Source organism: Streptomyces sp. NPDC059861 (genome assembly GCF_042731435.1).
Classification (GTDB): domain Bacteria; phylum Actinomycetota; class Actinomycetes; order Streptomycetales; family Streptomycetaceae; genus Streptomyces.
On sequence record NZ_JBHWJQ010000004.1, the window covers coordinates 1 to 13619 of the forward strand.

At 70.8% G+C, this 13619-nt stretch carries 13 protein-coding genes; 8 read left to right on the top strand and 5 right to left on the bottom strand.

What is annotated here, in order from left to right; all coding sequences use genetic code 11:
* The 4 genes from treS to ACFV6X_RS04570 form a co-directional block, all read left to right on the top strand.
* Positions 1-1212 (top strand): maltose alpha-D-glucosyltransferase (gene treS / locus ACFV6X_RS04555; RefSeq protein ID WP_385377528.1); only part of this gene is annotated, 1212 nt, incomplete at its 5' end.
* 28 nt (positions 1213-1240) lie between these two features.
* Positions 1241-2623 (top strand): maltokinase, encoded by a 1383-nt coding sequence (locus ACFV6X_RS04560; protein ID WP_385377531.1) that lies wholly within the window; start codon positions 1241-1243, stop codon positions 2621-2623.
* 5 nt (positions 2624-2628) lie between these two features.
* Positions 2629-4866 (top strand): 1,4-alpha-glucan branching enzyme, encoded by a 2238-nt coding sequence (gene glgB, locus ACFV6X_RS04565; protein ID WP_385377534.1) that lies wholly within the window; start codon positions 2629-2631, stop codon positions 4864-4866.
* A gap of 101 nt (positions 4867-4967) precedes the next feature.
* The gene (locus ACFV6X_RS04570; RefSeq protein ID WP_385377537.1) at positions 4968-6056 is read left to right on the top strand and encodes a glutamate--cysteine ligase; all 1089 of its coding nucleotides are present in this window, start codon (positions 4968-4970) and stop codon (positions 6054-6056) included.
* A 57-nt stretch (positions 6057-6113) separates the two neighbouring features.
* Here the strand turns inward: ACFV6X_RS04570 and ACFV6X_RS04575 are convergent, their stop codons facing one another.
* Positions 6114-6347, bottom strand: a complete 234-nt coding sequence (locus ACFV6X_RS04575) for a DUF6480 family protein (RefSeq protein WP_385377539.1) — start codon at positions 6345-6347, stop codon at positions 6114-6116.
* A 153-nt stretch (positions 6348-6500) separates the two neighbouring features.
* On the opposite strand from ACFV6X_RS04575, the gene ACFV6X_RS04580 reads away from it, so the two are divergent.
* A complete protein-coding gene (locus tag ACFV6X_RS04580; RefSeq protein ID WP_385377542.1) occupies positions 6501-8402 on the top strand; it encodes an AMP-dependent synthetase/ligase in 1902 nt (633 codons plus the stop codon).
* Positions 8403-8411: 9 nt separating this feature from the next.
* Here the strand turns inward: ACFV6X_RS04580 and ACFV6X_RS04585 are convergent, their stop codons facing one another.
* A complete protein-coding gene (locus ACFV6X_RS04585) occupies positions 8412-8699 on the bottom strand; it encodes a DUF4190 domain-containing protein (protein WP_385377545.1) in 288 nt (95 codons plus the stop codon).
* Between the two features lie 363 nt (positions 8700-9062).
* Between ACFV6X_RS04585 and ACFV6X_RS04590 the strand changes: the two genes are divergently transcribed.
* Positions 9063-9497: an ATP-binding protein gene (locus ACFV6X_RS04590; RefSeq protein ID WP_385377548.1), complete on the top strand. Its 435-nt coding sequence runs from the start codon at positions 9063-9065 to the stop codon at positions 9495-9497.
* A 46-nt stretch (positions 9498-9543) separates the two neighbouring features.
* Here the strand turns inward: ACFV6X_RS04590 and ACFV6X_RS04595 are convergent, their stop codons facing one another.
* Positions 9544-10002, bottom strand: coding sequence for an ATP-binding protein (locus ACFV6X_RS04595; RefSeq protein ID WP_385377551.1), 459 nt, complete (start codon positions 10000-10002; stop codon positions 9544-9546).
* 48 nt (positions 10003-10050) lie between these two features.
* Positions 10051-10422: a PRC-barrel domain containing protein gene (locus tag ACFV6X_RS04600; RefSeq protein ID WP_365449313.1), complete on the bottom strand. Its 372-nt coding sequence runs from the start codon at positions 10420-10422 to the stop codon at positions 10051-10053.
* A 236-nt stretch (positions 10423-10658) separates the two neighbouring features.
* Between ACFV6X_RS04600 and ACFV6X_RS04605 the strand changes: the two genes are divergently transcribed.
* Positions 10659-11045 (top strand): STAS domain-containing protein, encoded by a 387-nt coding sequence (locus tag ACFV6X_RS04605; RefSeq protein ID WP_385377554.1) that lies wholly within the window; start codon positions 10659-10661, stop codon positions 11043-11045.
* 156 nt (positions 11046-11201) lie between these two features.
* The gene (locus ACFV6X_RS04610; protein WP_385377557.1) at positions 11202-12578 is read left to right on the top strand and encodes an NAD(P)/FAD-dependent oxidoreductase; all 1377 of its coding nucleotides are present in this window, start codon (positions 11202-11204) and stop codon (positions 12576-12578) included.
* A gap of 154 nt (positions 12579-12732) precedes the next feature.
* Here the strand turns inward: ACFV6X_RS04610 and ACFV6X_RS04615 are convergent, their stop codons facing one another.
* On the bottom strand, positions 12733-13590 hold the full coding sequence (locus tag ACFV6X_RS04615) for a SigB/SigF/SigG family RNA polymerase sigma factor (RefSeq protein ID WP_385377560.1): 858 nt from the start codon (positions 13588-13590) through the stop codon (positions 12733-12735).
* Between the last annotated feature and the right edge of the window lie 29 nt (positions 13591-13619).

Here is a 13619-nt window from a genome sequence, read left to right on the forward strand (position 1 = left end):
TTCGACCCGGTCCGCAAGCAGTACTTCTTCCACCGCTTCTTCTCCCACCAGCCGGACCTCAACTACGAGAACCCGGCCGTCCAGGAGGAGATCCTGGCCGCCCTCCGCTTCTGGCTGGACCTCGGGATCGACGGGTACCGGCTGGACGCCGTGCCCTACCTCTACGCCGAAGAGGGCACCAACTGCGAGAACCTTCCGGCCACGCACCACTTTCTCCGGCGCGTCCGCCGCGAGATCGACGCGCTGTACCCGGACACGGTGCTGCTGGCCGAGGCCAACCAGTGGCCCGAGGACGTCGTCGACTACTTCGGCGACTACTCCTCCGGCGGCGACGAATGCCACATGGCGTTCCACTTCCCGGTCATGCCGCGCATCTTCATGGCCGTACGGCGCGAATCGCGCTACCCGGTCTCGGAGATCCTCGCCAAGACCCCCGCCATTCCGACCGGCTGTCAGTGGGGCATCTTCCTGCGCAACCACGACGAGCTGACGCTCGAAATGGTCACCGACGACGAGCGCGACTACATGTACGCGGAGTACGCCAAGGACCCGCGGATGCGCGCCAACATCGGCATCCGCCGCCGGCTCGCCCCCCTGCTCGACAACGACCGCCATACGATCGAGCTGTTCACCGCCCTGCTGCTGTCCCTCCCGGGCAGTCCGATCCTGTACTACGGCGACGAGATCGGCATGGGCGACAACATCTGGCTCGGCGACCGGGACGCGGTGCGCACCCCCATGCAGTGGACGCCGGACCGCAACGCCGGCTTCTCCACCTGCGACCCCGGGCGGCTCAGCCTCCCCACGATCATGGACCCCGTCTACGGCTACCAGGTCACCAACGTCGAGGCCTCCATGGCGTCGCCCTCCTCGCTGCTGCACTGGACCCGCCGGATGATCGAGATCCGCAAGCAGAACCCCGCCTTCGGACTCGGCTCCTACACCGAACTCCAGTCGTCGAACCCCGCGGTGCTCGCCTTCCTGCGCGAGTACGAGGACGACCTGGTGCTGTGCGTCAGCAACTTCGCCCGGTTCGCCCAGCCGACCGAGCTGGACCTGCGTGAGTTCGCCGGCCGGTATCCCGTCGAGCTGTTCGGCGGGGTGCGTTTCCCCGCCATCGGTGAACTGCCGTACCTGCTGACCCTGGGAGGTCACGGCTTCTACTGGTTCCGGCTCGTCCGAGTCGCATCTCGTATCGGCCGACGACTGTGAGCGTGCGCCGACGAAAGGAGGCGTCACCATGACGAAGACCGCATCCCTCCTGCCGAGCGACAGTGGGCTCGCCGCGTCCATGGCCTCGCTCGACGGACTGCTGCGCGAGTGGCTGCCCCGGCAGCGCTGGTTCGCCGGCAAGGACCGGCCCGTCACGGACCTGCGCCTGCTGTCGATGACGGAACTGTTCCCGGGCTGTCTGCATCTGCTGGTGCACGCCGGTCACGCGGGCGGCCACAGCAGTCTCGCCGGGGTGCCCTCCCCTGGCGGCACGCCCGCTCCCGGGGACTGCTACCAGCTGTTCCTCGGCGTCCGGCAGACCCCGTCGCCGCGCCTGGGCCGGGCCCTGATCGGTCAGGCGCAGGAAGGGCCGCTGGCAGGGAGGACGGTCTACGACGCCCTCCAGGACCTCCGTTCGGCGCAACTGCTCCTGGAACGTCTGCGGCAGCCGGGCACCGCCGGCCCACTGCGTTTCGAGGCCGACCCGGCCAAGCCGATCCCGGCCGGGCTGGTGCCGCGCGTGCTGGACGCCGAGCAGTCCAACTCCTCACTGGTGTACGGCGACGAGTTCATCCTGAAGGTCTTCCGGCGCATCCAGCCCGGTGTCAACCCCGACCTGGAGGTGCCGGGCGCGCTGGCCGGGCAGGGCTGCGAGCGGGTGCCCGCGCCGGTGGCCTGGTTCTGCACGGCCCAGCCGCAGGAGGCCACGCTCGGGGTGCTCCAGCCCTTCCTGCGCAACGCCACCGACGGCTGGACCCAGGCCCTGCACGCGCTCGCCACCGGCAGTGACTTCACGGTCGAGGCATACGAACTTGGGCAGGCCACGGCCGAGGTGCATCTGGCGCTGGCCGCCGCGTTCGCCGCCGGCGGGCGGTCCGCGAACGGGCGTACGGCGGCGGCGATGACAGAACGCCTCGACGCCGCGGCGGACAGCGTTCCGGCGCTCCGGTCGTTCGTGCCCGGGCTGCGGTCGGCGTTCAGCGCGCTGCTGACGTGCGACACCGGGCCACCCGCTCAGCGCATCCACGGCGATCTGCATCTGGGGCAGGTGCTGCGGGCCGGCCGCGAGTGGTTCGTGATCGACTTCGAGGGCGAGCCGTCCCGTCCGCTCGCCGAACGGCGCAGTGCCCAGTCCCCCGTCCGGGACATCGCCGGCATGCTGCGCTCCTTCGACTACGCGGCCCGGCAGCGCCGGCCCTGGCGTCCTCAGTGGGCGCGCCGCTGCCGGGAGGCCTACTGTGCCGGATATGCGGCCCGGGCCGGCTGGGATCCCCGTAAGAAGCACGGTCTGCTGCGTGCTTACGAGACGGATCGGGCGGTGTACGAGGTGCTGTACGAGGCCAGGCACCGCCCGGACTGGCTCCCCGTACCCATGGCGGCGATCGAACGACTCGCCGTGAGAGGAGACTGAAAGCCGTGGCGCTGCGCGACATCTCATCCCCGAAGGACTCCGGCCCGATCCCGTCGGTTGGAACGCCCGGCGGCTGCGCTCCCGAGCTGGATCCGGCCGACCGGGGGCGCCTGCTGGCGGGCGCCCATCACGACCCGCACGCGCTGCTCGGCGCGCATCCCGTCCCCGGCGGCATCGCCGTGCGGGCGCTGCGGCCGTTCGCCCGCGCGGTGAACGTGCTGGCCGGCGGGGAGCGCGTCGCGCTCACCTCGGAGGGCGACGGCCTGTTCTCGGCCGTACTGCCGTGGCGGACGGTCCCGGAGTACACCCTGCTGGTGGCGTACGAGGAGGGGGAGCACGAGGTCCATGACCCGTACCGCTTCCTGCCCGCGCTCGGCGAGCTCGACCTGCATCTGATCAGAGAGGGCCGGCACGAGCAGCTGTGGCGGGCGCTGGGCGCCGAGCCGATGACACATCAGGGCGTGACCGGCACCCGGTTCACGGTGTGGGCGCCGAACGCGCGCGGGGTGCGGGTCGCCGGGGACTTCTGCCACTGGGACGGGACGGCGTTCCCGATGCGCTCGCTGGGCGCCAGCGGCGTGTGGGAGCTGTTCCTGCCGGGCATCGGCGAGGGCGCCAGGTACAAGTTCGAGATCACGTCCCAGTACGGCCACCGGTTCCTGAAGGCCGACCCGATGGCCCGCCGCACCGAGGTGCCGCCGGACACGGCGTCGATCGTCACCGCCTCGCACTACGAGTGGGGGGACCAGGACTGGATGGCGCACCGCGGGGACACACCGGTGCACCAGGCGCCGCTCTCGGTGTACGAGGTCCATCTCGCGTCCTGGCGGCCGGGACTGGACTACCGCCGGCTCGCCGAGGAGCTGCCGCGGTACGTCAAGGACCTCGGTTTCACGCACGTCGAGCTGATGCCGGTCGCCGAGCACCCCTTCGGCGGCTCCTGGGGCTACCAGGTCACCGGCTTCTACGCGCCCACCTCCCGCCTCGGCACCCCGGACGACTTCAAGTACTTCGTGGACGCCTGCCACCGGGCCGGCCTCGGCGTGATCATGGACTGGGTCCCGGCGCACTTCCCGAAGGACGACTGGGCGCTGGCCCGGTTCGACGGGGACGCGCTGTACGAGCCTGGAAACGCGCAGCGGGCGGAGCACCCGGACTGGGGGACGTACGAGTTCGACTTCGGGCGGACCGAGGTGCGCAACTTCCTCGTCGCCAACGCGACGTACTGGTGCGAGGAGTTCCACATCGACGGGCTGCGCGTGGACGCCGTCGCCTCCATGCTCTACCTCGACTACTCGCGGGACTCCGGCCAGTGGACGCCGAACGTCCACGGCGGCCGGGAGGACCTGGACGCGGTGGCGTTCCTGCAGGAGATGAACGCCACCGTCTACCGGCGCAACCCCGGTGTGGTGACGATCGCCGAGGAGTCCACGGCGTGGGGCGGGGTGACCCGGCCGACCGACAGCGGCGGCCTGGGCTTCGGGCTGAAATGGAACATGGGCTGGATGCACGACTCGCTCGAGTACATGAGCAAGGAGCCGATCCACCGCAAGTACCACCACCACGAGATGACCTTCTCGATGATCTACGCGTACAGCGAGAACTACGTGCTGCCCATCTCGCACGACGAGGTCGTCCACGGCAAGCAGGCCCTGGTGAGCAAGATGCCCGGCGACTGGTGGCAGCGCCGCGCCAACCACCGCGCGTACCTCGGCTTCATGTGGGCCCACCCGGGCAAGCAGCTCCTGTTCATGGGCCAGGAGTTCGCCCAGGGAGGCGAGTGGTCCCAGGAGCACGGCCCGGAGTGGTGGCTGCTCGACCCCGGGCACTGCGCCGCGGGCGATCACCGCGGGGTGCAGGACCTGGTCCGCGATCTCAACGCCGGATACCTGGGGACGCCGGCGCTCTGGCAGCGCGACACCGACCCCGGCGGCTTCCAGTGGGTGGAGTGCGACGCGGCCGACGACAACGTCTTCGCCTTCCTGCGCTACGACGAGCAGGGCGTCCCGCTGCTGGCGATCTCCCACTTCTCCCCTGCCGTCCGTCACGACTACCGGCTCGGCGTCCCCGGCGACATCCCCGCCTGGCAGGAGGTCCTCAACACCGACGCGGCGCGCTACGGCGGCAGCGACGTCACCCACCCCGAACCCGTCAAGTCCGAGGCGCAGGAGTCGCACGGCCGTCCCGCGAGTATCCGGCTGACCCTGCCGCCCCTGGCCACGGTCTGGCTGCGCCCGGCCTGACGGCGGCCCCACGGCCTTCAGGTGTCCGAGTGGCCTTCCGGGGGCATTCGGAGACGTACGGCGGGTGTCCGCCGTCTCGGAAGGTCGTCGAAAGGCCGCATGTGCGCACCGTCGGAGTGGAGGAGGAGCTCCTCCTGGTGGACCCGGAGAGCGGGGAACCGCGTGCGCGGTCCGCAGCCGTGCTGGCGCGTGCCGCGCACGACCATGTCGAGGGCTTCGTCTTCGAGAAGGAACTCCACGAGCAGATGCTGGAGTTCAACACGCACCCGCAGACGCACATGGCGGAGCTGGGTGCGGAGATCGTCCGCTGTCGCCGGGAGGCGGCGCGCAACGCCGGGGACATCGGCTGCTCGGTGGCGGCGCTGGCCACGTCGCCGCTGCCGGTCAAGCCCGCGGTCGGCGCGCACCACCGCTACCAGTGGATGGCGGAGCAGTACGGGATCGCCACGCAGGAGCAGCTCGTCCTGGGCTGCCATGTCCATGTGGCCGTCGAGTCCGACGAGGAGGGCGTCGCGGTCGTCGACCGGGTGCGGCCGTGGCTGTCGGTGCTGGCGGCGCTGAGTGCCAACTCGCCCTTCTGGCAGGGGAAGGACACCAGTTACAGCAGTTACCGCAGCAGGGTGTGGCAGCGCTGGCCTTCGGCCGGACCGACGGAGCTGTTCGGCTCGGCCGAGAGCTATCGCCGCCGGGTGGCGCACATGATGGCCACCGAGACCCTGCTGGACGAGGGCATGCTCTATTTCGACGCCCGCCTGTCCCGGAACTACCCCACCGTCGAGATCCGGGTCGCGGACGTCTGCCTGCACGCGGACACCGCCGTCCTGGTCGCGACCCTCGCCCGCGGGCTGGTCGAGACGGCCGCGCGCGAGTGGCAGGCGGGCCGGGGCCCGGCCGAGCACAGCGTGAGCGTGCTGCGTCTCGCCGCCTGGCGTGCCGCCCGCTCGGGTCTCACCGGGGAGCTGCTGCACCCGGCGTCGATGCGGCCCGCGCCCGCCGAGACGGTGGTACGGGCCCTGCTGGAGCACGTGAGCGACGCGCTCGCGGACAACGGCGACCTGGACCGGGCGAAGGAGTCCTGCGCGGAACTGCTGCGGCGGGGCAACGGGGCGCGGGTGCAGCGCGAGCTGCTGGAGCACACGGGCAGCCTGCGGGAGGTCGTCCTGGAGTGCGCGCGGCACACCCAGGGGTGACGTCGCGCGCCTGGAGTGACGCCGGAGATCGATCCGGCGTCACGGGATCGGGTGCCGTCAGAGGATCAGCACCAGGGCGTAGACCAGGAAGAAGGCGGCGACCAGCACCACCAGGACGAGGATCAGCGTCAGCGGTGCCTTGGCCCAGCCCTTGGTCGGATTGTGCGTGTCCCGGGGCAGGGCTCCCGGCATGCTGCTCTCCGCGGGCGGGGTCTCCCCCGGCGGTACACCGCCGCCCGGTTCCAGACCTGTGGAGCGCTCGGGTTCGGGGTCGGGATTGGTGTGACTCATGCCGTCCGAGTCCCCCGAACCCGCCGAGATCATCAAACGCGAGGCCAGTTCCTGGTTCCCGGCACGAAACGGTCTGACCTGGGCTAGATTCGACCACCGTCGATAACGGTTCTCGTCGGCGAGGTCACAGCCCGTACACGTCAGGAGCAGCGCATGCGCGACTTCGCCCTCGCTCCCCGCACCGTCTCGTCCCTGACCGGAGGGCTCGCCGACAGCCTCTTCGAGACGGCGGCGGCCAACCCGACCCTGCCGTTGATCGCCCGCCGCCGCGGCCCCTCGGCCGAGTGGGAGGAGGTCACGGCGATCGAGCTGCGGGACGAGGTGGTCGACCTGGCCAAGGGGCTGGTCGCGTCCGGCATCTCGCCGGGCCACCGCGTGGCGATCATGGCTCGCACCCGGTACGAGTGGACCGTCCTCAGCCACGCGCTCTGGGCGGTGGGCGCCGAGGTCGTGCCCATCTATCCGACGTCGTCGCGCGAACAGGTCGAGTGGATCCTGCGGGACGCGAACTGCGTGGCCGTGGTCGTCGAGGACGAGCAGGGCGTGATGACCATCGGCCCGGTGTGCGCGCGGCTGCCCGGCCTGCGTCACGTCTGGCAGCTGGACGCCGGCGCGCTGGCGGATCTGGCGGCTCGCGGCGAGGTCCTGCCCGCGCTGACGGTCGACTCGCTGCGCCGCATCGTGCTGCCGGACTCCACCGCCGTGATCGCCTACACCTCGGGCACCTCGGGACGGCCCCTGGGCTGCGCGCTGAGCCACCGGGGCCTCGCGAGCCCGTGCGACACCCTGCTGGCGGGCTGGGGCCACACGGCGGCACCGCCCGGTGAGCAGGCCCGGATCCTCGCCTTCCTGCCCTTCTCCCATGTGTACGGCCTGATGATCCAGGGCCTGTGCATCCGCGGCGGGCTGCTGATGGCGCACGAGCCGGACCCCGGCGCGGAGTCGCTGGCGGCGGCGCTGCAGTCCTTCCGCCCGACGTACTTCTACGCCGTGCCGTCGGTCTTCGAGAAGATCTACAAGAACTTCCTGCGCGCCTCCCAGGCGGCGGGCCGCGGTGCCCTGTTCGAGCGCGCGGCGGAGACCGCGCGGGCCTTCGCCGCGGCCACCGAGCGGCAGCGGCTCGGCCGGGGGGCGGGGCCCGGTTTCGAGCTGCGGATGCAGCACGCGCTGTACGAGCGGACGGTGTACCGCAGGCTGCGGGCCACGCTGGGCGGCCGGGTCTGCCGGGGGACCTCGGGCGGCTCGTCGCTCCACCGCGAACTGTCGCTGTTCTTCGAGGGCATCGGCATCTACGTCCACGACGGCTACGGCCTCACCGAGACCAGCGGTGGCGTGACCATGCAGCCGCTGGGCCGGGAGAAGTCGGGGACGGTCGGGCAGGCGCTGCCGGGTGTGGAGATCCACCTCGCCGAGGACGGGGAGATCCTGGTGCGCGGGCCCTCGGTGTTCCAGGGCTACCTCAACGACGAGGCATCGACGCGGGCCGCGCTGTGGGCCGGCTGGCTGGCCACCGGGGATCTGGGGCGGCTGGACTCCGAGGGCTATCTGACGATCACCGGCCGCAAGAAGGACGTCATCGTCACCAGCAGCGGCAAGAGCGTCGCCCCGGCCGCGCTGGAGCAGCGGCTGCGGATGCATCCACTGATCCACCAGGCGGTCGTCGTGGGCGACGACCGGCCCTGCGTGGGTGCGCTGATCACCCTGGACCCCGACTTCCTGGTGCACTGGCGGGCGTCGCTGGCGGTGCAGGGCGACGCACCGGTCCGGGAGGCGCGCGAGGAGAACGCGCTGCGCGAGGAGGTCGGGCGGGCGGTCGCCGCGGCCAACAGCGCGGTGTCGCGCCCGGAGTCGATCAGGGTGTTCCGGGTGCTGCCGGAGCCGTTCGACGTGGCGAACGGGTTGCTGACGCCGTCGATGAAGCTGAGGCGGGACGCGATCGTGCGGCACTACGCCGGAGAGATCGACGCCATGTACCAGGCGCGTTCGCGCCCGCCCCGACTCGCCACGCCGGAGGAGCCGACGGGGTGGGACGACTCGGACAGCGTGTTCCGGTGAGCCGTCCCGTCAGCCGCCGACGTACCAGCTGAATCCGCCCTCGGAAGCGGCGAGGGCCAGCAGCACGCCGAAGATCACCAGGTCCAGGACGCCGAGGATGATTCCGGCCTTCGCCATTCCGGCGCCGCCCTTCGCGGGGGCCTGCCGCATTCCGACGGCACCGAGCACGATGGCTATCGGCCCCAGAATGACGTTGAAGAGGAATATGCCGATGATTCCGCAGGTGAGGCTCGCGATGGCCAGGCCGTTGGTGCGCGACCCGGGAGACGCGGCGGGGGTACTGCCGTAACCGGTCATACTTTCCCTCCGAGGTGGGTGTCGATGTGGTGTTCTCGTGGTGTTCTCGCCCTTCGGTGACCCCCGAGTGCCCGTCAATTCGCCTTGCATTCGGATCAGTTGGGCAATTCGCTCGGGCGTCGGCCGTCTACGGGAAAGCGTTCTTCGCAGGAACTTTCTGGGGCGCGAACAATTCCTTTGCGTCCACCCGATAGCTTCCTGCTCCGGGAGACGGTCCGGCGTTCGCGCCGGCAAGGGCCCGCACCCGGCGAATCGGGTGCTCCCGGGTGGTGAGACGCGTAGCCCCCACGGGTACGGGAACCCGCAGAGTGCGATGCGAGAGACACGAGCGCAGCCTTGCGACCGAGAGGCTGGAAAGGCGACATGGCAACCGAGCCGCGTTGGGACGGAACACTGGCCGGCCAAGGAATCCCGAGCCGGGCAGCCGGCTTCCCGGGTGAGCCGCAGGACGTGACCGGGGCGCGCCTGGCCGCGGAGAGTTTCCTCCGTGACCTGGCCCGCACCTCGCCACCAGCCACCCCGGAGTCCTGGCATGACATCCTGCTGGTCGTCACGGAGCTGGCCGCGAACGCGGTCCAGTACGCTCCCGGACCCTTCCACCTGCGGATAAGGCGGACCTACGACGGGGTGCACATCACCCTGCACGACACCAGCAGCACGACCCCGGCCCCCCGCCCGTTCCATCCGAACACCGGCGGCGGCGGCATCGGCTGGCATCTGATCCAGACGTTGTGCCACCAGGTCAGCGTGGTCGGAGACGATCACGGCAAGGACATCCACGTGTTCCTGCCCTGGTGAACGGGTGTTCCTGCCCTGGTGAACCGGGGCTCCCCGCCCAGGGGGCCTACACCGCCCGCAGGGGCACCAGCACGCTGATGGTCTTGCCGCCCGCCGGACGGGGCTCGACGGCGATGCCGCGGGCCAGGCGGATGATCAGGGGCCAGCCGTAGCCGCTGCCGTGGTGGCCGCTCGGCAGGTCCCCGGAGCCGAAGGCCGCGGCGGGGACGGCCGCGCTGTGGTCGTGGACCGCGAGACGCACGCCCTGCGCGGTGGGCACCGCCTCGAAGCCGGCCAGCCCGCCACCGTGCCGGATGGCGTTGCTGACCAGCTCCGAGACGACCAGTTGCAGATCGATCAGGTCCCGCTCGTGTGCTGTGCGGGAGGCTGAGTTCCACTCGTCGAGGACCACCGACAGGGCGCGCGCCCGCGCCTCGGCCGCGCTGTGCACCGGAGCCGCGGGAAGTGCGCCGCCGGGCGTACGGTGGCCGGCGCCGGCGAGGGCTGCGACGTCGGTATTGTCCATGCGGTCTGGTCTTTCCTCGGCTCTACGCCCGCTGCTGGGGGCTGTCGGTCAGGTGGTGGTCGGCTCGCGCGGCGGCAGGTTGCTGTAGTAGTCACCCACCGTCGTCAGGTAGTGCGGGTCGAGGGTCTCGCTGTCGGTGCGAAAGCGCGGTGCTTCCTTGACCTCCGCCCGGGTGCAGGCCAGCGAGACCAGACGGTGCTCGGTGTCGATGCCCGTCACCAGGCCCACCGGAACCAGGACACTCCTGCCGAACACCCAGACGCCCGTGTCGACCACCAGATGCCGCATGCCGTGCGGGTCCGCCAGCCGGTCCACGTGTCCGAGCGTGCCGTCCGTGGCGTCGACGGTGAACCCCGTGAGGTCCCGCTCCGCGACCTGGCCGGTGCCCGGTGCGTACGACCAGATTCTGTCGATGGTCACGCCGATGACTCCTCCTCCTTCGCGCCTGTGCTCCACTGCTCCCACTACCCCCGGTCCCTGACGCCATTCGGCGGGCCGAGGACTGCATGAGAAGCCCATACGGGGGTACGCGCGCCTGGCGTCGGCCGACGTGATGAACGACGTGATGAACGACGCGGTCGACCCACTCAGGGGCGTGCATCGAGTGCGCCGAGCTGGGTAACCAGCCCTGGCCGTCAGCCTTGTTGGAGGTACTCGTGACAATTGCCCAGAACCCGCTGTCCGTCGAGGTCACGCTGCCGCGGGAGGATGTCGCCCTGGTCCGGGTCGAGGGTTATCTGGACGTCGACACCGCGACCGAGTTCCAGCATCACCTGGCGAACCAGTTGCATCATGGCCGGAGCCACTTCGTCCTGGACGTGTCCGAGGTGCCGTTCATGGACTCTTCCGGCATGAACATCATCCTGCGCATCTACCAGGAGACCCGCCGCACCGGCGGCAGCGTGCACATCCTCTCCCCCACACCTCCCGTGCAGCGGGTCCTGGACCTCACCGGGGTCAGCATCACGGTGCCGGTGTCCGGGAGCTTCGAGGAGGCGCTGGCTCTGATCGACGGACAGCAGCGGCCGGAGGCGGAGGCCTGAGCCCCTGGGGAACATGGCGGTGGTGCACCCGTTCGTCTGCCTGTCGCGCCCGACTGGCGCAGTGGTTCCGGGCACGGTGGGATCGATGAGGTGCGAAGCCACGATCCAGGGGCACGCGCATGGCGTCGAGGCAGACCGCCCGGAACCGCGGAAGGGATGGACATCGTGACACGACCCAGGATCCTGGTGGTGGGCGCGGGCTTCGCGGGAGTGGAGTGCGTACGGCGCCTGGAGCGCCGCCTCTCCCCCGACGAGGCCGCGGTCACTCTGGTGACGCCGTTCGCCTATCAGCTCTATCTGCCGCTGCTCCCCCAGGTCGCCTCCGGCGTGCTCACGCCCCAGTCGATCGCCGTGTCCCTGCGCCGCAGCAGCAAGTACCGCACGCGCATCATCCCGGGCGGCGCGATCGGCGTGGACCTCAAGTCCAAGGTCTGCGTCATCCGCACGATCACCGACGAGATCATCAACGAGCCGTACGACTACATCGTGCTGGCTCCGGGCAGCGTCACGCGCACGTTCCACATCCCCGGACTCGTCGACAACGCCTTCGGGATGAAGACGCTGGCGGAGGCCGCCTACATCCGCGACCACGTCATCTCGCAGCTGGACCTCGCCGACGCCAGTCATGATCCCGCCGAGCGGGCCTCGCGGCTGCAGTTCGTCGTGGTGGGCGCCGGTTACGCGGGCACGGAGACGGCGGCCTGCCTGCAGCTTCTGACGTGCAACGCGGTCAAGCGCTACCCCCGGCTGGACCCACGGCTGATCAGGTGGCATCTGATCGACATCGCACCCAGGCTGATGCCCGAGCTGGGCGAGAAGCTGGGCCGCAGCGCGCAGGAGGTGCTGCGGCGGCGCGGCGTCGAGGTGTCGCTCGGGGTGTCGATCGAGAAGGCGGGCCCGCACGAGGTCACCTTCACGGACGGCCGGGTGGTGCCCACGCGCACGCTGATCTGGACCGCGGGCGTCGTCGCAAGCCCGCTCATCGCGACGCTGGGCGCGGAGACGGTACGAGGGCGGCTCGCGGTCACCACCGCGATGAATCTGCCGGGTCACGACGGGGTGTTCGCGCTCGGCGACGCCGCGGCGGTGCCCGACGAGGCCAAGCGCGAGGAGGGGGCGGTCTGCCCGCCCACGGCGCAGCACGCGATGCGGCAGGGCAGGAAGGTCGCCGACAACGTCATCGCGACGCTGCGGAACCAGCCGATGGAGCCGTACGTCCACAAGGACCTCGGTCTGGTCGTCGACCTCGGCGGCCGCGACGCGGTCTCCAAGCCCCTCGGCATCGAGCTGCGCGGCATGCCCGCCCAGGCCGTCGCCCGCGGCTACCACTGGTCGGCGCTGCGCACCAACGTCGCCAAGACCCGTGTCATGACCAACTGGCTGCTCAACGCGGTCGCCGGCGACGACTTCGTCCGTACCGGCTTCCAGGCCCGCCGCGCGGCGAAACTGAAGGACTTCGAGTACACGAACTCCTATCTGACGCCGGAGCAGATCCAGGCGCAGGTGGAGGGGACGAGGCCGGCACAGGGCTGACGTAGCGGGCGGGCCCGCACCTGGATGCCTCACGGCATGTGGGTGCGGGCCCGCCGCGTGACGTCGTCGCTGTGGCGCCGGTCCCGGCGCACCTCCTCCCCCGGCGCGACCGGGCCCCGCGTCGCCGCGAGGCCCGGTGCATGCGTCGGTCGGGTCAGTGCGCGGTGGAGCCGGGCGGGGTCGGGCGGTGGCCGAGGGCCTCGTCCCGGACTCGGGCGCAGCTGCGGCTGATGAGACGGGAGACGTGCATCTGGGAGATGCCGAGCTGGTCGGCGATGCGGCTCTGCGTCATGTCCTCGAAGAAGCGCATGTAGAGGATGGCCCGCTCACGCTCCGGCAGATTGCGCAGGCTCTGCTTGGCGGACTCCCGGTCGACCACCACGTCGTACGAGCCGTCCGGCGCGCCGAGGGTGTCCGCGAGGCTGTAACCCTCGTCGTCGGAGGTGAGTTCGGCGTCGAGGGAGAGCGTGCTGAAGCTTTCCAGCGCCTCCACTCCCGTGGCGACCTCGTCCTCCGTCAGCCCGGTGTGCGCGGCGATGTCCGCCACGGTGGGCTCCGGCGCGCCCGGGTTCTGGGTCAGCTCCCGGCGGGCGAGCCGGACCTTGTTGCGCAGTTCCTGCACACGCCGCGGTACACGCAGCGCCCACATCCGGTCCCGGAAATGCCGCTTGACCTCTCCGGTGATGGTGGGCACCGCGTAACTCTCGAAGGCTCCGCGGGAGGGGTCGTACCGGTCGATGGCCTTGACCAACCCCAGCGCCGCCACCTGCTTGAGGTCCTCCAGGGACTCGCCCCGGTCACGGAACCGGCCGGCGATGCGATGGGCCATGGGCAGCCACGCGGTGGCGAGTTCGTCCCGGACGGCGTCTCGCTCGGGCCCGTCCTCCAGCGTGTGGAGGCGGGCGAAGAGGTCGGCGGTCGCGGGCGCGTCGTCGTGGCGCCGCCGGGCAGGGGCGGGTGTGGTGGAGGAGTCGGGCGTGCCGGGACGGCTTGTCGACATCTCGATGAGCATGCGGAATCGCTCCTGAACGGTCTTTTCAG

What these genes read in the sequence shown, in the direction of transcription:
- ACFV6X_RS04615 (WP_385377560.1), bottom strand. Translation starts at nt 13,590, where the DNA reads ATGCTCATCGAGATGTCGACAAGCCGTCCCGGCACGCCCGACTCCTCC.
- ACFV6X_RS04595 (WP_385377551.1), bottom strand. Translation starts at nt 10,002, where the DNA reads ATGGACAATACCGACGTCGCAGCCCTCGCCGGCGCCGGCCACCGTACG.
- ACFV6X_RS04585 (WP_385377545.1), bottom strand. Translation starts at nt 8,699, where the DNA reads ATGACCGGTTACGGCAGTACCCCCGCCGCGTCTCCCGGGTCGCGCACC.
- ACFV6X_RS04575 (WP_385377539.1), bottom strand. Translation starts at nt 6,347, where the DNA reads ATGAGTCACACCAATCCCGACCCCGAACCCGAGCGCTCCACAGGTCTG.
- ACFV6X_RS04560 (WP_385377531.1), top strand. Translation starts at nt 1,241, where the DNA reads ATGACGAAGACCGCATCCCTCCTGCCGAGCGACAGTGGGCTCGCCGCG.
- ACFV6X_RS04580 (WP_385377542.1), top strand. Translation starts at nt 6,501, where the DNA reads ATGCGCGACTTCGCCCTCGCTCCCCGCACCGTCTCGTCCCTGACCGGA.
- ACFV6X_RS04590 (WP_385377548.1), top strand. Translation starts at nt 9,063, where the DNA reads ATGGCAACCGAGCCGCGTTGGGACGGAACACTGGCCGGCCAAGGAATC.
- ACFV6X_RS04610 (WP_385377557.1), top strand. Translation starts at nt 11,202, where the DNA reads ATGGACATCGTGACACGACCCAGGATCCTGGTGGTGGGCGCGGGCTTC.